We start from the raw sequence: 20,863 nt of genomic DNA on the forward strand, positions 1-20,863 counted from the left end.
CCTGAGACGTCTACTCAGCGGATTTCGGCTGTGTAGCTTTCCACCGGCACGACCTTGCTGATCAGGCCGGCTTCGGCCATGAACTCGGCAAAGCGCTGGTAACGGCCTTCGTCGAGTGCGGCCGGGCGCTTTGCAAAACGCGGCAAGGTGTCGAACCAGGCGCGCCTGTTCAGCTCGTCGTTGAGGTTCGGATACGCTTCGACAAAAGCATTCCAGGCTTTTTCCGGATGGTTGCTCAGATAGATGGTTGCCGCTTCCACAGCCGCCAGAAACTTCGCGAAGCGTGGATCGTCCGTCTTGTCCTTGTTGACGACATAGATCAGCTCATCAAAGATCGGCACACCGTTTTCTTCGGGATAGAAAGCCTTGCCCGGTTTGCCTTCGATTTCGAGCTGCGTCAGCTCGAAATTGCGATAAGCGCCAATGACCGCATCCACCTGCCCGGCAAGCAGGGAACCCGACAGCGCGAAATTGACGTTGACCAGCTCGACATCGTCCATGGTCAAACCGGCCGAGCGCAGCATCTGGCCAAGCATAGCATCCTCGAAGCCCGACACGGAAAAACCGACACTCTTGCCCTTCAGATCCTTCAGCTCCTGAATGGGACCATCCTTGAGCACGATCAGCGAATTAAGCGGTGTTTCGACCAGCGTGCCGATCCATTTCAGCGGCAGCTCTTCCTCGATCTGCGCATGAAGCGTCGGCTGATAGGAGACCGCGATATCGCCCTGCCCGGCCGCCACCAGCTTCGGCGGCATCGCCGGATCCGCGGGTTCGATAATCTCCACGTCGAGACCTTCAGCTTCGAAGAAGCCCATGGTCTGCGCAGTCACCAGCGGCGCGTGATCCGGATTGATGAACCAGTCGAGCAGCAGGGTGAGTTTTTCACTGGCCTGAGCCGGGCCGGATGCCAGCAACCCGGCGGCGAGCACGAGAGACAGAATTTGTTTTTTCATGAGGTCCTCCGTTGGACGGCAGCTAGCTGAGCGGCTGCCAGGGAACTAGAAGTCGGGTGAGATGGTTCACGACAAAGCGCATGATCAGCACCATGGCCGCGAGAAGGATCAGGGCGGCGAACATCATGTCCGCCTGCATCCGGTTGCTGCTTTGAAGCATGATGAAGGCAAGGCCACCCTTCGCCCCCGCCCATTCGCCGATGATCGCCCCCATGGGGGCAAATACAGCGGCAACGCGCAGACCGGATGCAAACGCCGGCAGGCCTGACGGCAGGCGGAAGAACCAGAGTTCCTTCACGCGTGACAGACGGTAAAGCCGGGCAAGATCACACAACCCCTGGTCCAGCCGCTGCAGACCGTCGAAGAAGGTCGATGTGACCGTGAAAAAGATGACCAGGATGATGACGACGATCTTGGACGCAAGCCCGAAACCGAGCCAGAGAACCAGGATCGGCGCGATTGCGAACACAGGCAGGGCCTGCGTAACCAGAATGGGTGGCATGGCAAGCCTTGCAGCGACCGGAAACAGCCACAACAGCACGGAAAGCAGTGCCCCCGCCGCAGCCCCGAGCACAAACCCGAGCACTGTTTCAAAGGCGGTGATGCCGGCATGGTGCAGCAGGAAGCCCGCGTGTTTGACAAAGGCTGTAAAGACGCGGTCCGGTCCGGGAAGGATGTAGTGCTGGGTATCGAACACATGGACGATGGCCGCCCAGATCGCAACGGTCAGCAGCAGGCCGAACACGGACCTGGCAACGGCTTTCAGAAAAAACATCATCCGACACGCCCCGTTGCAATGCGCCAACGGAAACGCCTGGGAGCCGATATCGGCAGTCGGATTTGCAGCCACGGCTGCGGTCGCAGACAAATACGCATAGGATCTCCCGTCTTCGGACAAACCGAAAATGACAATGGAGATCCGGGAATAGGCTAAGGATTCCGTCCCTTCGCCGGCATGACCCGGATCAGGTTCTAAGGGTTCGGCATCACGCCATCTCAGCTCCGGTAACCGGAACACCCCTCGGACCAAGGCGGACCATGCCCAATGTGACAGAAAAAGGCAAGCCGCTGTGAAGCGGCTTTTTCAGATTTTCAAACGAGGCAATTGACGCTTAGCCGGCTTGCCAGGCCGTGATTGCCTTTTCGACGGCATCCGCACCGGCCGTACCCTTTTCCAGGGTCAGGATGCCGCGTTTGCCGTTTTCATAAAGCATCGGAATGTCGATCCAGCCGCGCTCACGCAGAAGGGCGAGATTGCGTTGCTGCTCGTTCGGCAGGCTGGACAGGGCAATCCAGAAAAAGCCCGGAGACACCTTCACCGACGCTCCGATCAGCGCATCGCCGCGGGCTTCTTCCGTAGGTTTCATGACCAGACCCGGAACGTTGACGACATCACCCGCAGCAAAATTTTCCGGAAACTCGTACTTGATCTCGACGAGATGGCTGGCCGGCAGAGAGTTATCGTCATTAGGCTTGATACGAATGTCGACTTTCACATCCCGTTCGGGGATTTCGACGGACGCACTCAGGACCGCAAGAGCCTTGCCGTCCAGATTGGTTTCTTCATCGACACCCCAGACGACAGCGCCTTGCGCCGCAGTACCGGCGCCGCCGGATTCTTCGCCCTCTTCATAGAGAATGGAGCGCTGCACCGAAGGATCCGCCGCCGCAGCGGACGGAGCGGGCGCAGTCTCGTCAGGAGAAATAGCCGACAGGTTGTCTTCCGGCACCGCGACCGGACTATCGGCCGCAGCCGGTGTCTGGTCGTTTTCGGCACTCGTCACGATGGACGGCTGGGACGGCGTGGGTGTCACGGCCGCTGGCGCGTCGACCTGAGGAGTTTCCGTGGCCGCAGGCGTATCGGCCTGGCCCGTGATGGTCGTGGTGGTCACGGTACGCGCGTCCGGGGCAACCACATCCGTCTCGCCGTCGTTCAACAGGCGGTCGGTGTTTTTGGAAGGCTCTTCGCCCTCCCCGACCGACGCAGACGTCGAAGGCTCAGGGGTGGTGACCGGCTCGGCTTCGGAAGCCGTTTGCGTAGAGGACGCGGCGGGCACATTGCCGCTGTCCGCAGTCTGATCGCCAGCGGGCATCAGGAAGTAGGCTGCGGCCGCCAGAAGCACCAGCAGCAGGAAGCCGGCAGCGATTGCAATCGGGACGGTGCGGTTACCGGACGACTCACCGCGCAGGGCCTCGGAAGCGCTCGGCTTGGACCGCTTGGCGCGGTCTTTCTTCGGTGCCGGTTCATCCTTGACCTTCCCGGTCTCGCCGGCTTGGTAGGGTTGGTCGACGGAAACAGTTGCGGTGGCGCTTTCAGCAGTTTCGAACAGACCGTCATCAGCCTGTTCCGGTTGCGTCGACCCACCAAACGACGGCTCCTGGCGCTGGGGCACTGCAGACGGATCGGCAGCTTCCTTTGCGTTGTGAACGGCCTGGCTGGCAGCGGTGCCAAGCGCTTCGGCCTGTGTCAGGGTTTCCTTCAGCGGCGAAGGCGCCGGGGTGTCATCAGCCGGCGCAGGTGCGGCTTCTGGCTCCTGCGGCGCGGGAGCTTCCGGCGCGACTTCTGCAGCCGGCTCGGACGGCGGCGGTGTCACAGGCGGTGCCGAAACCTCCGGCGCGGGGGCGGGAGCCTCCACCTTCGGAACTGTCGGGCTGAGACCGAGGCTTTCGCGCGCGGCTTCCGCTTCCACCTTGCGGATGGCTTCTTCAAGTCGCAGCTGCTCCGCCGTAATTTCGGACGGCGCCAGCGGCGGCTCATAGGCTTTCAGCTGATTGACGATGGCATTGCGCGCACGGCTGTAAACGCTTCTGCGTGCAGCACCATTGTTTTCAGGTAAAGACGCGATCGTTTTCTTCAGAATTGAATAGTAATCAGCCATCTTCCTGCCTACCGGCCGACTGCAAGGATCTGTTCTGCGGGCCCGAGATTTCGTTTCATTCTCAGGCTTATAGCAAGTTTTTCGAAAACCGGTGCTATTTCTTCAATATCTTTGCCGCGACAGAGACCCTCACAGTACCCTTTTCCTAACACAGATTTGTTTGCTCGGCACACACATGGAACGCCGAAAACGAGCGGTGGTTGCGTGCGGTGATTCGCAGCACGCAACCTCAGTCCTTAATAATGTGCTTTTAACGTCACAGATCTCAATCCTGGAAGGGATTCTGCACAAGAATTGTGTCGTCCCGTTCCGGACTTGTCGACAGAAGAGCCACCGGAGCACCGATCAGTTCTTCGACATGACGCACATATTTGATCGCCTGGGCCGGCAGATCGGCCCATGTCCGGGCCCCTTCGGTCGATTCCTTCCAGCCCGGCAGGCTTTCGTAGATCGGCTTGACCCGTTCCTGCGCGCCCTGCGAGGCGGGCAGATAGTCGATCCGTTCGCCGTCCAGCTCGTAGCCGATGCAGATCTTGATTTCATCAAGGCCGTCCAGAACATCCAGCTTGGTCAGCGCAATGCCGTTGATGCCGGAGGTGCAGACGGTCTGGCGTACCAGAACCGCGTCGAACCAGCCACAGCGGCGGCGGCGGCCGGTCACCGTGCCGAATTCATGCCCGCGCGTGCCCAGGAACTCGCCGACTTCGTCATTCAGCTCGGTCGGGAACGGGCCTTCGCCAACACGGGTGGTGTAGGCCTTGGTGATGCCGAGCACGTAATTGATCGAACCCGGGCCGAGGCCGCAGCCCGTTGCGGCCTGGCCGGCAACGGTGTTGGAAGAGGTCACGAACGGATAGGTGCCATGGTCGATGTCCAGAAGCGCACCCTGGGCGCCCTCAAACAGGATCCGCTTACCCTGGCGGCGCTGCTCGTCCAGCAGGTACCAGACCTTGTCCATATAGGGCAGCACCTTGTCGGCGATGCTGGCGAGTTCGTCATAGATCGCCTGTGCGGACACTTCTTCCTGACCGAGGCCGCGGCGCAGCGCATTGTGGTGCGTCAGCAGACGATCGATCTTGGCCGGCAGCGTGGCAAGGTTCTTCAGATCCATCAGACGGATGGCACGACGGCCGACCTTGTCTTCATATGCCGGACCGATGCCGCGCTTGGTGGTGCCGATGCGCGTACCGGTGTTGGAATTCTCCCGCAGGGCATCAAGCTCGCGGTGCAGGGACAGAATCAGCGTGACGTTTTCCGCAACGCGAAGCGATTCAGGCGTCACAACGACACCCTGCTTGCCCAGGCGCTCGACTTCCTCGGCAAGTGCATGGGGGTCCAGCACAACGCCGTTGCCGATCACCGAGAGTTTGCCTTCACGTGCAACCCCGGACGGCAGGAGAGACAGCTTGTAGCTGACACCGTCGATGACAAGGGTATGACCGGCATTGTGCCCGCCCTGGAACCTTACGATGACATCGGCCTGTTCCGACAACCAGTCGACAATCTTGCCTTTGCCTTCGTCACCCCATTGCGAACCGACAACAACCACATTCGCCATCTAGACTTTGCTCTCCTGAAGCAGCTTCCGCACCCTCCGAAACATGTTCGGGATGCCAACACGACAAGCCCCGGCAATCGGACCGGGGCAAACGGCGCGGACTATAGACAGGTTTCCCTGCTCATGCGAGTCTCCGCACGGAGATTGGAAGCCAAAAGCAAGTTTTTTTGCCAGCTCTCCCGATCGGCCCGGTCCCCTCTGTGCCAAATGACCATTCATACCGCGCCTCGAATTGGACTTTGTCCGAGTTAGACTGCATTTGCGGCAATGTCGCGACGGCGGATTATTTTGCCGGCGGCTCATCTGTTTCCTGCTTTTCGTTGCGGGCAAGCCTGAAGATCATCGGCGATGTACGCAGCAGCCAGACGAAACGATGGCGTTTGCTTGCCGGAACCGCATCGCGGCTGACGATCCGCGCGAAGACGAACACCACGAGCGACAGATGCAGTGTGGCGGTGTAGAGGAAGAACGCCGAGGGACCGAATGTTTCCATCACCACAGACGCAATGAACGGCCCGGCCATTGCCCCCACGCCATAGGCAAGTGTCAGCCCTGCCACCACATCGATGAACTGTCCAGGCTCCGCATTGTCGTTGGCATGGGCTGCACAGAGCGAATAAAGCGGCAAGGCAAATCCGCCGAACAGAAAGACGCCGGCAAAGAGTTCCAGACGGGTCGAGGACCCGGAAATGAACAGACAGGCCAGCCCGGCGCCGACGGTAAAGACACCCAGCACGATACGCCGGTCGAGCCTGTCGGACAGCCAGCCGGCGGGATACTGGAAGATGGCCCCGGCAAAAACCCAGATCGCGACGAACGCGGCGACCGTTTCCAGTCCCAACCCAACGCTTTCCGCATAGACCGGGCCAACCATCCGGAAGGCACCGTTGGTCAGGCCGATGGTGAAGACTGCGACGAGAGCGACCGGAGACACGCGCCACAGCATGAGCGGATCGAAAAAACGCGCGGGAGGTGCCGCGGGATTGCGCTCACTGGTCAGGGAGATCGGCACCAGCGCAAAGCAGAAGAGGATGGCCAGCACGATCAGAATATCCGGACCGAGCGGCCCGAAGGCCGGCAACATGAACTGGCTGCCCATGACGGCAATCATGTCGACGATCCGGTAAACAGAGAGAATGCGCCCCCGGGACGAATTGGTAGCAATGGAGTTGAGCCAGCTTTCCAGCACCATTGTGGTACCGCAAAACGCTGCACCGCTCACCAGCCGCACCATCATCCAGAGCCAGCCGGCAGGTGTGAAGGCGATTGCCAGAATGGCTATGGCACTGATTGCCGCAAGTGTGGAAAAGACCCGGATATGCCCTGCCCGTGCGATCAGAAACGGTGTCAGCAGAACACCGACGATCATGCCGCCGAAATAGCACGACCCGAGCAGCCCGATGAAAGCGTCGGACATGCCTTCCGAGCGGGCGCGGACGGAGATCATGGTCACGGAAAGGCCATTCGCACCCAAAAGGCAGGCGGCGGCAACCAGCAACGGTGTCAGACGTCCGGCAAGCGACCTGGTGTCCGCAGCCGTGGCAACTTGGGTCATGTGTGAAGAACTCTTCCGAGCAGCCGAAGAAAACCCGGCCCAGCCACTTTTGCCGGACTGAAACGGCTGCGCAAGCCCCGGACCGACGCTTGTGCAGACAAATCGGACAGACCGGTCTGAATTGGCCATCGAAATACTGAAGACAGAGCCGAAACAGGCTGTCGACCCATCAGATCAGCCAGACAGCCCCCCAACCAGGGCCACTTCAAAGCGTCTCGTCCCGCCTTCGGAAAGGCGGTCGGTCGACCACTCGCGTTTCGGGTGTCCTTCGACCCGGCAGAATGATACCTGGAAGACATCACTCCAACAGAGATCTTGCGATGCCACTTCGAAACTGGATCATGCTGACCGTCCTTGGTGCCATCTGGGGTGGCTCCTTTTTGTTCGCAAAGGTGGCCGTCGCGGAAATACCGCCCTTTGTCCTCGTCTTCCTGCGCGTTGCCATCGCCTGCGCTGTCCTGCTGATCATCCTGTGGCATCGCGGCATGTTGAGCAGGCTGGAGCGAAGATACGCCTTGCCGTTTCTGGTCATGGGTCTGTTGAACAACGCCGTTCCGTTCTCGCTCCTGTTTCTGGGACAGACCGCAATCGGTGCCGGTCTCGCGTCGATCCTGAATGCGACAACGCCCGTCTTCACGGTTGTGGTGGCAAGCGTTCTGACAAGACAGGAAACGCTCCAGGGCAACAGGGTTGCCGGTGTGGTGCTGGGTGTCGCGGGCGTCGCCATCATGCTGTGGAGCAGCCTGTCGGGCCTTGCGAGCGATCCGTTATGGGCGCAGCTCTGCTGCCTGGGCGCCGCCATGTCCTATGCCTGTGCGGCAACTTTCGCCCGTCGCTTCAAATCGCTGCCACCGCAAGTGGCTGCAACGGGTCAGCTGATGGGCTCGACCACGCTGATGCTGCCGGTTGCGCTTTTGACATCGGGCAGCTGGTCCATTGCCGATCCCGGCCCGACAGCCTGGCTCAACGTGCTCGCGCTTGGTGTCCTGGCGACCGCCCTTGCCTACCTGATCTATTTCCAGCTTCTGGCCGAAGCCGGTGCGACCAACGCGTCGCTGGTCACGCTAATCGTGCCGGCAAGCGCCCTGTTCTTCGGCTGGCTGATTCTGGGAGAAAACCTCGGAGTGCTGCAGCTTGGCGGGTTTGCCGTGCTGCTGGCAGGCCTCGTCGTCCTTGACGGTCGCATCCTCAAAAGGCGCGGTGCACCGGCAGTATGATCTGTTCAGGAAAAAAGGAGCCTTCTGCAAAAGGCAGAAGGCTCAAGCGCCAGGAACTTGGGCTGCACCTGACGTACATCCGGTAGGCGCGATTAGGGGCACGCACCCTTTTGACCGGATAGCGGATCAGCGGGTGTTCGGTTGAACGCCAGCCATTCTAGAAATGCAGGGCCTTGACCTGCTTGACGTGAGAAACGGCCTCCAGCCGCGCCAGAACCTCCGGAGACACGTCGCCATCCACTTCCACAAGGCAGATCGCATCGTCGCCAGGGGCCAGACGACCAAGATGGAAGGTCGCGATGTTAACGCCGCTGTTGCCGAGTTCCATCCCGAGGTGCCCGATGAAGCCAGGCTTGTCCTCGTTGGTGATGTACAGCATCTGCGGGCCGAGTTCGGCCTCCATGTTGATGCCTTTCACCTGGATGATGCGTGGTTTCCCGTCGGCAAAGACCGTGCCCGCAACCGAGCGCTCCTGCCGCTGGGTGACCACGGTCAGGCGCATGTAGGTCTCGTAGGCACCGTCTTTCTCGCGGCGGATTTCCTCGATCTTCATGCCGCGTTCCCTGGCCAGGATCGGTGCGGAAACCATGTTGACCGTCTGCAGCAACGGCGTCAGCAGGCCCGTCAGAGCAGCCGCCGTCAGCGCCTGGACGTTCATTTCGGCGACGGCACCGGCATATTCCAGCCGCACACCCTCGATGCCGCTTTCCGTCAACTGTCCCGCGAAGGAACCGAGTTGCTCCGCCAGCCGCACGAAGGGCACAAGCTTGGGTGCTTCCTCGGCCGTGATGGACGGCATGTTGAGCGCGTTGCGGACAGCGCCCTGCAGCAGGTAATCGCACATCTGCTCGGCCACCTGCAGTGCCACATTTTCCTGGGCCTCGGCTGTGGACGCGCCCAGATGCGGGGTGGAGACGAAATTCGGCGCGCCGAACAGGACGTTCTCCCTGGCCGGCTCTTCGACAAAGACGTCGAAGGCCGCCCCGCCGAGCTTGCCTTCTTCCAGTGCTGCACGCACCGCGGCCTCATCCGCAAGGCCGCCCCGGGCACAGTTGATGAGATAGGCCCCCTTGCGCATCTTCTCGATCGCCTTGGCATCAATGATGTTACGCGTCTTGTCGGTGAGCGGCGTATGCAGGGTGATGACATCGGACCGGCACAAGAGACCGTCCAGATCGACCTTCTCGACACCTAGCGCCAGCGCCCGTTCCGGAGTCAGGAAGGGATCGAAGGCGATCACCTTCATCTTCAGGCCAATGGCCCTGTCGGCAACGATCGAGCCGATATTGCCGCAGCCGATCAGACCCAGTGTCTTGCCGGTAAGTTCGCGGCCCATGAAGCGGGATTTCTCCCACTTGCCCGCCTGCGTCGACGCATCGGCCGCCGGGATCTGGCGTGCAACCGCCATCATCATCGAGATGGCATGTTCGGCGGTGGTGATGGCATTGCCGAAGGGCGTGTTCATGACAATGATGCCGCGCGCGGTCGCCTTCGGGATGTCCACATTGTCGACACCGATCCCCGCCCGGCCGATCACCTTCAGGTTCTCGGCTGCTGCAATGATCTTTTCCGTGACCTTGGTGGCCGAACGGATTGCCAGACCATCGTAGTTGCCGATGATCTCCAGCAGTTTTTCCTTGTCCTTGCCGACGTCCGGCAGAAAGTCCACATCGATGCCGCGATCCTTGAAAATCTGCACGGCAGCGTCCGACAGCTTGTCGGAAATCAGTACCTTGGGAGCCATAAGAGCCTCTCCTTGAATACGAGAAACGATCCGGGCAGCGCACCGCCCGGGACTGTTGTCGTTGAAGGATGAACAGGCTCAGGCGGCCTGAGGCAGCTTCGCTTTTTCCGACTGGAACGCCCAGTCAAGCCAATGGGTCAGGGCCTGGAGATCGCTCGCTTCCACGGTCGCACCTGCCCAGATCCGAAGACCGGACGGTGCATCGCGGTAAGCGCCGATGTCATAGGCAATGCCTTCAGCGTCGAGCGTGCTTGCGAGTGACTTGGCAAAGGCGGCCTGCTGGTCGGCGGAGAGGGCGAGTATGCCCGGATCGGCCACCTTGAAGCAGACGGAGGTGTTCGACCGCGTTGCCGGATCGACCGCCAGGAAATCGACCCAGGAGGTCTTTTCGGCCCAGTCGGCAAGCACCTTGAGATTGGCATCGGCTCGTGCCTGAAGCCCCGCAAGGCCTCCGAGGCCGTCGGCCCATTTAAGGGCGTCGATATAATCCTCGACACAGAGCATGGAGGGCGTGTTGATGGTCTCGCCCTTGAAGATGCCCTCGATCAGCTTGCCGCCCTTGGTCAGGCGGAAGATCTTCGGCATCGGCCAGGCCGGTGTGTAGCTTTCCAGGCGCTCGACGGCGCGCGGGCTGAGGATGAGCATGCCGTGAGCGGCTTCTCCGCCCAGCACTTTCTGCCAGGAGAAGGTCACGACATCGAGCTTGTCGAACGCAAGGTCCTGGGCGAAAGCGGCGGAGGTCGCGTCGCAGATGGTCAGGCCCTCGCGGTCGGCCGGGATCCAGTCGCCGTTGGGAACGCGTACACCGGAAGTGGTGCCGTTCCAGGTGAAGACAACGTCCCTGGAGAAATCGACCGAAGCAAGATCCGGCAGTTCGCCGTAAGGCGCTTCCACCACCCGTGCATCATCAAGCTTGAGCTGTTTGATCACGTCGGTGACCCAGCCGGAACCGAAGCTTTCCCAGGCGAGCATTTCAACGCCGCGGGCGCCGAGCAGCGACCAGAGCGCCATCTCGACAGCGCCGGTATCGGACGCCGGCACGATGCCGATCCGATACCCGTCCGGGACGTTCAGCACCTTGCGGGTCAGCTCGATGGCTTCGGCAAGCTTGGCCTTGCCGGGCTTGGCGCGGTGAGACCGTCCGAGCGGCGCATCGCCCAAGGCCTCCAGCGACCAGCCGGGACGCTTGGCACAGGGACCAGAAGAAAAATTGGGATTGGCCGGACGCACGTCCGGCTTGGCGGTGAGGTCTGTCATATCTGTCTACCCTCGCAGATAGTAGCCTCTCGTTGGGGAGAGGTGGCCCACCTACGGGGATAGGACCTTCCTGACCTTTGGTCAATTCAAATCGCGGGTGAACGGATAAATTCGGTCACGCCCCTCGCCTTCCGGAGGCATTCTCTCAGATAGTCACCCGCACCTGAAATCAGGATTGGCTTCGCTTGGCTCAAGAGAACTCAAGGGAAAGTACTGGCGCGAACAGGAAAAGGCCGGTCGATTGACCGGCCTTTCAAATTTGGTGATCGGAAGATCAGAAGTTGCTGGTGATCGGACCCTGCGGCTCGTAGTAGACCGGGCCGGCCGGAACACGCGCGCCACCACCGAAGTTGTAACGAACACCGAGGCGAATTTCGTGCGCAGTAAGATCGTCCCACTCAACGCGGGTCTCTCCAGTACCCGCATCATGAAGTTTGACGGTTTTGGCATCACCGAGATCCCGATATTGGTAGCCAGCGTCGATCGCCCAGTTGTCGGTAACGGCGTAAGACGCACCGGCCATAAGTGCCCACGCAAAGTTCCACTCACTATGTGAACCGTCATAATCCGTACGCCCTGTACCACCTGGGTTGACCGAGTAGGTGTTGTCCGTGGTCACATAGGAAGCACCGATACCTGCACCAACGTATGGCGTGATACGGTTCCAGGTACCCAGATCAACATAACCGTTCAACATGACGGTCCAGACGTCGACATCTGTAGATTCTGTCGAAAAGCCACCCGAGCAGGTGCCACAGACTGCGTAGCCTTTGACGTTTGCCGAAGTTTCGTAGTCGATCGTGAGATCAGAACGGAAGTAATCGTTGAACTGATAACCAACACCAACGCCGATCATCCAGGCATCATCCATCGACTCTCGCTGGAAGCGCAGATCACCGATTACGGGATCGTTAAAACTGCCGCTCGGATCGTTGTAGAACTTATACCCGATATCACCACGCAGGTACCAACCGCCAACGGCAGGAACTTCCGGGATGTGCTCGATGACCGGGGTTGGCAAATCCGCGGCATAGGCTGCAGTGGAAAGCGCAACAGCAAAGCCGGTCAAAGACAAACGCTTAAAGAAATTGTCCATGTCCTCGTCCTTTTCCAGTGAGCGTCCGCTTTAACCAATGTCGGACACATCAAACTTGAAAGCATACTGAGGGGAATTCATTAATTGTGACTTAACTCTGTTCTTTAACCGCGTTTTTTTACCTTAAGGAAACCTTAACGACACCAGAGACATCAACGGATTAGAAAGCGGTTTGGAAAATCATCAAACAATCTGGGAACATAGCCGCCAAAGCTTTCGGCCCTCACACCGCCTCTTGGAAACCTGAGCCGGCTCCGGAAGCCCATCTATCGCTACGTTTTCAGGACCTTGTTAGGACTCTCGAGAAAGGACGATCCTGCCACCCGGTTCTGAGCCTGCATTCCAGGTGTCATCCGGGGTTGTCCGCGAATAAGGGTGCAACAAAAAAAGCCGCCTCAAAGGGGCGGCTTTTCTCGTCACTTGTTGTTATAGCGATCAAGCGGCGGTGGTTGCCACCACACCGGCGATATCGTTGACGACCTGCTTGACCAGATCCGCATCGTCGCCTTCCGCCATCACGCGGATCAACGGTTCGGTGCCGGACGCACGAATCACGAGGCGACCGGAATTGCCGAGACGGGCCTCACCATCCTCGATCGCGGATTTTACCAGATCCTGCTCCAGTGGCTTGCCGCCCTTGTAGCGCACGTTCTTCAGGATCTGCGGCACCGGTTCGAACCGGCGGCAGACTTCAGAAACGGGCTTGTCCTGATCCTTGACGCAGGCGAGAACCTGCAGACCGGCGATCAGGCCATCACCGGTCGTGGCGAAGTCAGACAGAACGATGTGGCCGGACTGCTCACCGCCGACGTTGTAGCCGTTGGCCCGCATGTGCTCGACCACGTAGCGGTCGCCGACCTTGGTCCGAGCAAGGCCCAGCCCGAGGCTTTGAAGGTATCGCTCCAGTCCGAGATTGGACATGACCGTCGCCACGATCCCCGGTGCGGACAGGCGGTTGCTGGCCTGCCACGACTGCGCCACCACAGCCATCAGCTGGTCGCCATCCACCACGGAGCCGTTTTCGTCTACAATGATGACCCGGTCGGCGTCGCCATCAAGCGCGATACCGATATCGGCGCGCACTTCGTGCACCTTGCGGGACAGGGCATCCGTCGACGTCGAACCGCACTCCTTGTTGATGTTGAAGCCATCCGGTGTGACACCCATGGTGATCACGTCAGCACCCAGCTCCCACAAGGCTTCTGGGGCAACCTTGTAGGCTGCACCGTTGGCGCAATCGATGACCACGCGCAGGCCTTCCAAGCTCATTTCCCGCGGCAGGGTCCGCTTGGCAGTTTCGATATAACGCTGCTGCGCCCCGTCGATCCGCTTGGCCCGGCCAAGCTCGCTTGCACTCGGCAGGCGGGATGTCATGTCGCTTTCCATCAGCTCTTCGATCGTCTTTTCGATCTCGTCGCTGAGTTTGAAGCCATCGGGGCCAAAGAACTTGATGCCGTTGTCCTGGAAAGGATTGTGGGATGCAGAGATCATCACGCCGAGGTCGCTTCGCAGCGAGCGCGTCAGCATGGCGACCGCAGGTGTCGGCATCGGCCCCAGCAGGAACACATCCATGCCGACCGAGGTAAAGCCGGCCACAAGGGCGTTTTCGAGCATGTAACCGGAAAGGCGGGTGTCCTTGCCGATCACCACACGGTGGCGGTGACCGCCATTCTTGAAAGCCAACCCCGCAGCCATGCCGACCTTAAGCGCCATCTCGGCTGTCATGGGATAGCTGTTCGCCTGACCGCGGATGCCGTCGGTGCCGAAAAACTTGCGCATCTAATATGCCTTGCTGATCTGTCCGTCTTGATTGCGCTCTTTGTAACGCAATCAGACGCACTCATGATTCAAAATATGTGAGCAATTGTTACCAATCACTCATGGCGGGAAAACCGCCTGCTTCGCCGAAAACGACGATGCCCGGCACAGGCCGGGCATCTGGACTTTTCAACAGACCGGGACCGATCAGGACTGCGGTTGCGGCTCCATGCCGCCGCTTGCTTCGTCCCCGCCGCGCTTGGCGCCGGCGGTCGGAACCGCGGACGACCGGCCGACCGGCTGGTCGTCGTCCGTATCACGGACCGGGGGTTTGCCGTCGAGCAGGCCCTTGATCTCGTCACCGGACAGGGTTTCGTATTCAAGAAGGCCCTTGGCGATCGTATGCAGCTGGTCTTCGTGATCGCCCAGGATCTTCTTCGCGGTTTCATAGCCCTGGTTGACGAAGGACTTGATTTCCGCGTCGACGATCTTCTGGGTTTCGTCGGAGACGTGCTGGTTCTTTGCGACGGAATGCCCCAGGAACACTTCTTCCTGGTTCTCGCCGTAAAGCAGCGGGCCGAGCTTGTCGGACATGCCGAACTGGGTCGCCATCGCACGGGCCAGTTTGGTCGCCATCTGGATGTCGCCGGACGCGCCCGAAGTCACCTTCTCGTAACCGAAGATCATTTCCTCGGCGACACGGCCGCCCATGGCAACCGCAAGGTCGGCCTTGCACTTGGCACGGGTGAGCGAGACCTGGTCCTTTTCCGGCAGGCGCATGACCATGCCGAGTGCACGTCCACGCGGAATGATGGTCGCCTTGTGAATCGGATCGGAAGCTTCCTGATGCAGAGCGACCAGCGCATGACCAGCTTCGTGATAGGCGGTCAGCTTCTTTTCTTCCTCGGTCATGACCAGCGTACGGCGTTCCGCACCCATCATGACCTTGTCCTTGGCGTCCTCGAACTCTGCCATGGTCACCAGGCGCTTGGAGCGGCGGGCAGCCAGAAGGGCAGCTTCGTTGACGAGGTTCATCAGGTCCGCACCGGAGAAGCCCGGGGTACCGCGTGCCAGCGTCTTGACGTCGACATCCGGTGCCAGCGGCACCTTGCGCATATGTACTTTCAGGATCTTTTCGCGGCCGGTGATGTCCGGGTTCGGAACCACGATCTGGCGGTCGAAGCGGCCCGGGCGCAGCAGCGCCGGGTCGAGAACGTCCGGCCGGTTGGTCGCGGCGATAATGATGATGCCTTCATTCGGCTCGAAACCGTCCATCTCGACCAGCAGCTGGTTGAGCGTCTGTTCGCGCTCGTCGTTGCCGCCGCCGAGACCGGCGCCACGATGACGGCCGACCGCGTCGATTTCATCGATGAAGATGATGCACGGTGCGTTTTTCTTGGCCTGTTCGAACATGTCGCGGACGCGGGACGCACCCACGCCGACGAACATTTCCACGAAATCCGAACCGGAAATCGTGAAGAACGGCACGTTGGCTTCGCCTGCCACCGCACGCGCGGTCAGCGTCTTACCGGTACCCGGAGGACCAACAAGCAGAACGCCGCGCGGGATACGGCCACCAAGACGCTGGAACTTCTGCGGGTCGCGCAGAAACTCGACGATTTCCTGAAGGTCTTCCTTGGCTTCATCGATACCGGCGACGTCTTCAAACGTTACCCGGCCATGTGCCTCGGTCAGCAGCTTCGCCTTGGACTTTCCGAAGCCCATGGCCTTGCCGCCGGACCCCTGCATCTGGCGCATCACGAAGATCCAGATACCGAGAATAATCAGCATCGGCAGCCAGGAGAACAGGGCGCCAAGCAGCGGAGAGCTTTCTGCAGGCGGGCGGGCATTGATCAGGACGCCCTTGCGGCGCAGCTCATCGACATATTGCGCACCGTCAGGAGCGTAGGTCTGGAAGGCACTGCCGCTGCTATAGGTACCGGTGATCTTCTGTTCCTGAATGATGACCGATCTGATCTCGCCGTTGTCGACCTGCTTCATGAAGTCCGAATAAGCAATGTCATTCGTTGCGCCATGCTGCGCGGGACTTTGAAAAAGCTGGAACAATGCGATCAACAGCAGGGCAATGATCACCCACAGAGCGAAGTTGCGAAAATGTGCGTTCATTTCGTTTCCTTAACCGCCCAACGCGACTTACTGCACGCGGTTACGTTTCTTTAGAGCGAAGATAGGTCGCCCAAAGCCCGCTGCCAAGGCGGTGCGCCATAGTTGCGCAGATGCGCTGACTATTTTGTTAAGTTCGGACGTCTACCAGATGTTCCAGATGGGGAAAACCTTAGATTTCCCCATCTGCGTCCCCATTACCCATAAAGTTATCCGTCAATTTACCTTGGATCGGCATCCGCTCCAAATCCAAATCCGCGCTGCTGCAGGAATTGCCAATGGTCAAACCGGCCGTTGCGGAAGCCGGCATCAGGATGTCCCCTGCCCGCCAGAACACCGGTGCGCAGTCGAAGGCAGCTTTCGGCCAGCCTTCCGGCCAGTCGATGTCCCGGGAGGACACCGGCGCACTCACCAGTGGCCCCAGGCACACCGGTGCATGGCGATCGTCCACGGCACGACCGGGTGCGCGGTAACGATACCGGCCGTCCCAGGTTCCTGACCCTGCAAGGCCCGTGATGACACCCGGCGGCACGCGCCCGGGTTCTTTCCAGGCCCTGACAACCTCTGAATCGGCTTCAAAAACAGAACCTTGAAGCGTCTGACGGTTTTGCTCGCCGGACATCAGCAAGCTGTCCAATGCCTGAAGCTTCGCCAGTCTCGGCCTGGAGATCTTGCCGGTGACACGCGCCAACACATAAACGAGCAAACGGAGCCGGAGTTCTTCGGCAAGGCCGCGGTAGGCCTGCCGCTCCAGCCGCACCGGACCAGCCGGGTGTTCGGTAATCAGCCGCGTGGCCAGATCGTCGACGGTCAACTCGAGCGCTTCCCGCGCCCGGCGCATGTTGGCAGCGGTCTGCGCCAGGCGTTCCGCGCTCAATCCTTCCTCGGCCAGCAGCGACAAGATGGCACGGAGCCGGCTGCGCTTGTATTTCGGGCTGCGGTTCGAGGGATCCGTGCACCATCTGTGGCCCCGCCGTTCAAGCGCGGCTTCGAGATCGGCCTTCGAAACACTCAGGAACGGACGTAGCAGGCGCAGGCCTTCCGGACCATTGCATTCGTCTGCGGCCATCCCGCTCAGGCCGGCGACGCCGCTGCCGCGGGTCAGGCGATCGAGAAATGTTTCTGCCTGGTCGTCAAGGTGATGACCTAGAACGAGCGCCTCGGCGCCGCTGTCCCGCATGCGGGTGGCCATCAGCCGATAGCGGGCAAGGCGCGCCTCTTCCTGGAGATTTGCCGATGGCTTGTTGTCCGACCAGCGCAGCACAGTGCAGGCAAGGCCGCAGGCGCGCGCGTTTTCAGCAACAAATTCCGCTTCCCGACCACTTTCGGGCCGTAGTTGATGATCAACGCACAGCACTTCGGCGGCCCCCTGCCAGCCGGTGCGTTTGCGCCACTCATCGAAGAGAACGAGAAGACAAAGGGAATCCGGGCCTCCGGACACCGCCAGGGCCAGACTTGAAAAAGGGCTTAGCTGTGAAAATAGAGCATCGACGCGATCGGCCGGGAGCCTGTCTGGCTCAACCGGCCTGTCAGGAGCACTGGGCACGGCGGCGTTCATCCCGTGCCTGGGACAAAACGGCTGGAGCGGCATTCGGATATTTGTTCAGGAGCTCGGAAAAGGTTGCGCAGGCCGCATCGGCTTCGCCGAGACCGCGGAGCGAGACACCCAGCTTCAGAAGGCTGTCGGGGCTTTTGGAGTTGCCCGGGTGGTCCGTATAGGTTTTCAGGAAGGCATCGGCTGCTTCGCGATAATTCTGCTGCGCCAGCAGGCTTTCACCCAGCCAGTATTGGGCATTCGCGGCCTGTGCATCGTCGGGATAGGTTTCCAGAAAATTCCGGAACCCGCGCTCGGCAGCAGCATAATCACCGTTGACCGCGAAGGAATAGGCCTGGTTGTAGTCAGAGCTGGGGTCACCGCTGCCGATGACACTGGCGATCTGGTCGTCGTCGGTCGCAAGACCGGGGTCGGGCGCGATTTCCTGACCAGTACCCGGCAGGTTTTCAAGCCCGTTCGCAAGCCGTGACAGATCGATCGGACCATCGGTCGGCAAACCGTTTTCATAGCCGCCGGACTGATCCCAGTTGCCGTCTCCTGACCCGTCCGCAGGAAGGGTCGCAAAGCCGCCACCCGGCGCAATCAGGCTGCCCGATTGCGGAGTACCGTCCGGGCCTAGGCCCGGAGCGGTCGATCCTGGTGCGACATCCGAGCGTTTACCCGGTGTGCCGCCTTCCAGCTGCTGGAAGCGGTATTCATTGTCTTCCTGCATGCGGCGCATCTGATCCTGCAATTCCCGCATCTGATAGGACAACTGTTCGATCTGGCCGGTCAAAACCCGGATCCGTTCCTCAAGCTGGCCGATCCGCACGCTGGAATCATCGTTCTTGCGTCCGAACAGCTGGGCTTGCGACGGTGTGGCAGCGGCGAAGGTGATGACCAACGCCATGATGAGACCTGCCAGTCCCTTTAGTTTCAGCATTCGCTCCTCCGGTTGGATTTGCTGTACCAGTGTCTGGCCGTGGTCCGACAAACGCTAATACTCAAGCAGATCCACGCGCATGATGTCTTACCATGCCCGGCTTCTTACTCAAGTGCACAGAGCGCTCCGACTTCGGCCAAATTTTGACGTTTCCTGCTGAAATTGAAGTGATTTCGCCAATTCAGTCAGGACCAACGAAAAAGGCCGGGCAAGATGCCCGGCCTTTTGTTCGGCATTTGCGCGATCAGTTGGTCGCGTTGTTCAGCACGGTCACCGCACGGCGGTTCTGCGACCAGCAGCTGTTGTCGTTACAGACCGCCACAGGCCGTTCCTTGCCGTAGGAAATCGTCTTGATGCGCGAGGCGTTCACACCCTGCGCAACAAGGTAGTCCCGCGCGGACTGGGCACGGCGGGCCCCCAGCGCGATGTTGTATTGGCGCGTGCCGCGCTCATCCGCATGCCCCTCGACCGTGATCGTGTACTGGGAATAGCGGTTCAGCCACTTGGCCTGATTGGCAAGGGTTGCCTGACCCTGCGCGTTCAGCACCGACTGGTCTTCCTCGAAGAACACGCGGTCACCCACGTTCACGACGAAGTCCTGACCCGTACCGGGCTTCACATTGCTCGACAGCCCATCCGGTTTGGTCTGGGCACATGCTGCTGCGAACAGAACCGCGAAACAGACTGCAATCCAGCGTGCGCTTCGTCCGGCGTTTAAACTCATGAACATTCCTGTCTCCTACACCCCAGCCCGCCAACCCGACATTTCATCCGTCTGGTTCTTGGTAAACGCTTTCTAGCCAAAACTGGTAAAAAACGCCTTTTCAAACATGGTTAGCGAAAGCTTAACACGACCTGCCTTTGCAGGCCGAATATCACCGTCAGTCGATCAGCGGCGACCAGGAGGGATCCGACGCGAAGGCCGGGGTCTCCACCCGCTGTTCGTTGTATCCCGTCAGGTCCACGGTCCAGACCTGAGGCCCGCCGTTGGCACCCGGCGTGTCACGGAAGAACACCAGAACGCGGCCGTTCGGTGACCAGGCCGGGCCTTCGTTGTGATAGCCCTCGGTCAGGATACGCTCGCCCTTGCCGTCCGGCCGCATGACCCCGATCATGAAGCGGCCCTGATGTTGCTTGGTAAAGGCAATCAGGTCTCCACGCGGCGACCACACCGGCGTGGAATACCGGCCCGGGCCGAAGGAGATGCGCTGCGCCCCGCCGCCGCCAGCGCCCATCACGTAAAGTTGTTGCGTGCCGCCACGGTCGGATTCGAACACGATCTGGCGTCCGTCCGGCGAGAAAGACGGGCTTGTGTCGATCGCCGCGTCGTTGGTCAGCCGGGTCGTCTGGCGCGAGCGCAGGTCCATCTTGAAGATGTTGGCGTTGCCGCCCTGCTGCAGGCTCATCACCACGCTCTGCCCATCGGGCGAGAACCGCGGGGCAAAGGTCATGCCCGGGAAATTGCCAACGATTTCACGCTGCCCTGTCTCGATGTTGAGCAGATAGACGCTCGGGTCCGTTCCGCCATAGGACATGTAGGTGATTTCCTGGCTCGTCGGCGAGAACCGCGGGGTCAGCACAAGGTCGTCACCGCGCGTCAGGTAGCGCACATTGGCGCCATCCTGATCCATGATTGCCAGACGCTTGACGCGCTTGTCCTTCGGACCGGTCTCGTCGACAAACACGATGCGGGTGTCGAAGTAACCCTTTTCACCTGTCAGCCGTTCATAGATCGCATCGGCAATGATATGCGCCAGCCGCCGCCAGTTGTCCGGCGTCGTGTAGAACTGCTGGCCGAGCATCTGCTCCGACGCAAACACGTCCCACAGACGGAACTCCGCGCGCAGACGCCCGTCGGGCTGCTTGGTCACCGTGCCGGTTACAAGCGCCTGGGCACTGATCTGGCGCCAGTCGCCGAAACGCGGCGTGGAATTCACGCTCATGTTCTTCTGAATGAAGCTGGCCGGATCGAGCGGCCGGAACAGACCGGACCGTTTCAGGTCGGCGGCGATGACGCTGGTCATGTCAGCGGCCAGTTTGCCGTCTCCACCCTCGGCGGAAAACGAAGGCAGCGCGATCGGCAGCGGCTCGATATTGCCCTGTGTGATATCAATTTCGACAAGTGCTGCGGCAGGCAGCGGTGCAATCACGACAAAAGAAGCGAGAACAAATGCGAGCCCTCTGGCTTTCCGGCTTGTGAAAACAGAGAGTTTTTTCAGTATTCCGCGCATGAGCACAACAG

Annotated in this window: 15 protein-coding genes and 1 riboswitch; of the genes, 1 reads left to right on the plus strand and 14 read right to left on the minus strand. The window is 60.3% G+C overall.

From position 1 onward, the window contains the following. Positions 1 to 14 precede the first annotated feature (14 nt). The 5 genes from ACYQ54_RS09210 to ACYQ54_RS09230 form a co-directional block, all read right to left on the minus strand. Positions 15 to 956, minus strand: a complete 942-nt coding sequence (locus ACYQ54_RS09210) for an ABC transporter substrate-binding protein (RefSeq protein WP_460081314.1) — start codon at positions 954 to 956, stop codon at positions 15 to 17. Between the two features lie 22 nt (positions 957 to 978). After that, a complete protein-coding gene (locus ACYQ54_RS09215; protein ID WP_460081317.1) occupies positions 979 to 1,734 on the minus strand; it encodes an ABC transporter permease in 756 nt (251 codons plus the stop codon). 147 nt (positions 1,735 to 1,881) lie between these two features. After that, a riboswitch (TPP riboswitch) is annotated at positions 1,882 to 1,988 on the minus strand. An 80-nt stretch (positions 1,989 to 2,068) separates the two neighbouring features. Beyond that, positions 2,069 to 3,835, minus strand: a complete 1,767-nt coding sequence (locus ACYQ54_RS09220) for a hypothetical protein (RefSeq protein ID WP_460081318.1) — start codon at positions 3,833 to 3,835, stop codon at positions 2,069 to 2,071. A gap of 265 nt (positions 3,836 to 4,100) precedes the next feature. Next, positions 4,101 to 5,393, minus strand: coding sequence for an adenylosuccinate synthase (locus ACYQ54_RS09225; protein WP_460081321.1), 1,293 nt, complete (start codon positions 5,391 to 5,393; stop codon positions 4,101 to 4,103). 283 nt (positions 5,394 to 5,676) lie between these two features. After that, positions 5,677 to 6,948 carry an MFS transporter gene (locus tag ACYQ54_RS09230; protein WP_460081323.1) on the minus strand — a complete coding sequence of 424 codons (1,272 nt, stop codon included), beginning with the start codon at positions 6,946 to 6,948 and terminating at the stop codon, positions 5,677 to 5,679. Between the two features lie 320 nt (positions 6,949 to 7,268). Here ACYQ54_RS09230 and ACYQ54_RS09235 point away from each other — a divergent pair, with 320 nt between their 5' ends. Next, positions 7,269 to 8,165, plus strand: a complete 897-nt coding sequence (locus ACYQ54_RS09235; RefSeq protein ID WP_460081325.1) for a DMT family transporter — start codon at positions 7,269 to 7,271, stop codon at positions 8,163 to 8,165. Between the two features lie 157 nt (positions 8,166 to 8,322). Here ACYQ54_RS09235 and serA read toward each other — a convergent pair whose 3' ends face one another. The 9 genes from serA to tolB all read right to left on the minus strand — a co-directional run bounded on the left by serA (position 8,323) and on the right by tolB (position 20,852). Continuing rightward, on the minus strand, positions 8,323 to 9,909 hold the full coding sequence (serA, locus tag ACYQ54_RS09240) for a phosphoglycerate dehydrogenase (protein WP_460081327.1): 1,587 nt from the start codon (positions 9,907 to 9,909) through the stop codon (positions 8,323 to 8,325). Between the two features lie 78 nt (positions 9,910 to 9,987). Further along, positions 9,988 to 11,166, minus strand: coding sequence for a phosphoserine transaminase (locus ACYQ54_RS09245; RefSeq protein ID WP_460081328.1), 1,179 nt, complete (start codon positions 11,164 to 11,166; stop codon positions 9,988 to 9,990). A 274-nt stretch (positions 11,167 to 11,440) separates the two neighbouring features. After that, positions 11,441 to 12,262, minus strand: coding sequence for an outer membrane protein (locus ACYQ54_RS09250; protein WP_460081329.1), 822 nt, complete (start codon positions 12,260 to 12,262; stop codon positions 11,441 to 11,443). 435 nt (positions 12,263 to 12,697) lie between these two features. Continuing rightward, positions 12,698 to 14,041: a phosphoglucosamine mutase gene (glmM, locus tag ACYQ54_RS09255; protein WP_460081330.1), complete on the minus strand. Its 1,344-nt coding sequence runs from the start codon at positions 14,039 to 14,041 to the stop codon at positions 12,698 to 12,700. Positions 14,042 to 14,227: 186 nt separating this feature from the next. Then, positions 14,228 to 16,147, minus strand: a complete 1,920-nt coding sequence (ftsH, locus tag ACYQ54_RS09260; RefSeq protein WP_206909398.1) for an ATP-dependent zinc metalloprotease FtsH — start codon at positions 16,145 to 16,147, stop codon at positions 14,228 to 14,230. Positions 16,148 to 16,316: 169 nt separating this feature from the next. Beyond that, complete coding sequence (gene tilS, locus ACYQ54_RS09265) at positions 16,317 to 17,585, minus strand: tRNA lysidine(34) synthetase TilS (protein ID WP_460081333.1); 1,269 nt, start codon at positions 17,583 to 17,585, stop codon at positions 16,317 to 16,319. 88 nt (positions 17,586 to 17,673) lie between these two features. Continuing rightward, positions 17,674 to 18,621, minus strand: coding sequence for a tol-pal system protein YbgF (gene ybgF, locus ACYQ54_RS09270; RefSeq protein WP_460081335.1), 948 nt, complete (start codon positions 18,619 to 18,621; stop codon positions 17,674 to 17,676). 244 nt (positions 18,622 to 18,865) lie between these two features. Continuing rightward, positions 18,866 to 19,351 (minus strand): peptidoglycan-associated lipoprotein Pal, encoded by a 486-nt coding sequence (gene pal, locus ACYQ54_RS09275; RefSeq protein ID WP_006932093.1) that lies wholly within the window; start codon positions 19,349 to 19,351, stop codon positions 18,866 to 18,868. Between the two features lie 151 nt (positions 19,352 to 19,502). Beyond that, positions 19,503 to 20,852 (minus strand): Tol-Pal system beta propeller repeat protein TolB, encoded by a 1,350-nt coding sequence (gene tolB / locus ACYQ54_RS09280; protein WP_460081337.1) that lies wholly within the window; start codon positions 20,850 to 20,852, stop codon positions 19,503 to 19,505. Positions 20,853 to 20,863: the final 11 nt, after the last annotated feature.

The sequence above is a fragment of the Roseibium sp. LAB1 genome, assembly GCF_054658235.1.

Excerpts from the sequence above, each read along its gene's own strand:
- ACYQ54_RS09210 (WP_460081314.1), bottom strand. The coding sequence starts at position 956 with ATGAAAAAACAAATTCTGTCTCTCGTGCTCGCCGCCGGGTTGCTGGCA.
- ACYQ54_RS09215 (WP_460081317.1), bottom strand. The coding sequence starts at position 1,734 with ATGATGTTTTTTCTGAAAGCCGTTGCCAGGTCCGTGTTCGGCCTGCTG.
- ACYQ54_RS09220 (WP_460081318.1), bottom strand. The coding sequence starts at position 3,835 with ATGGCTGATTACTATTCAATTCTGAAGAAAACGATCGCGTCTTTACCT.
- ACYQ54_RS09225 (WP_460081321.1), bottom strand. The coding sequence starts at position 5,393 with ATGGCGAATGTGGTTGTTGTCGGTTCGCAATGGGGTGACGAAGGCAAA.
- ACYQ54_RS09230 (WP_460081323.1), bottom strand. The coding sequence starts at position 6,948 with ATGACCCAAGTTGCCACGGCTGCGGACACCAGGTCGCTTGCCGGACGT.
- ACYQ54_RS09235 (WP_460081325.1), top strand. The coding sequence starts at position 7,269 with ATGCCACTTCGAAACTGGATCATGCTGACCGTCCTTGGTGCCATCTGG.
- serA (WP_460081327.1), bottom strand. The coding sequence starts at position 9,909 with ATGGCTCCCAAGGTACTGATTTCCGACAAGCTGTCGGACGCTGCCGTG.
- ACYQ54_RS09245 (WP_460081328.1), bottom strand. The coding sequence starts at position 11,166 with ATGACAGACCTCACCGCCAAGCCGGACGTGCGTCCGGCCAATCCCAAT.
- ACYQ54_RS09250 (WP_460081329.1), bottom strand. The coding sequence starts at position 12,262 with ATGGACAATTTCTTTAAGCGTTTGTCTTTGACCGGCTTTGCTGTTGCG.
- glmM (WP_460081330.1), bottom strand. The coding sequence starts at position 14,041 with ATGCGCAAGTTTTTCGGCACCGACGGCATCCGCGGTCAGGCGAACAGC.
- ftsH (WP_206909398.1), bottom strand. The coding sequence starts at position 16,147 with ATGAACGCACATTTTCGCAACTTCGCTCTGTGGGTGATCATTGCCCTG.
- ybgF (WP_460081335.1), bottom strand. The coding sequence starts at position 18,621 with ATGCTGAAACTAAAGGGACTGGCAGGTCTCATCATGGCGTTGGTCATC.
- pal (WP_006932093.1), bottom strand. The coding sequence starts at position 19,351 with ATGTTCATGAGTTTAAACGCCGGACGAAGCGCACGCTGGATTGCAGTC.
- tolB (WP_460081337.1), bottom strand. The coding sequence starts at position 20,852 with ATGCGCGGAATACTGAAAAAACTCTCTGTTTTCACAAGCCGGAAAGCC.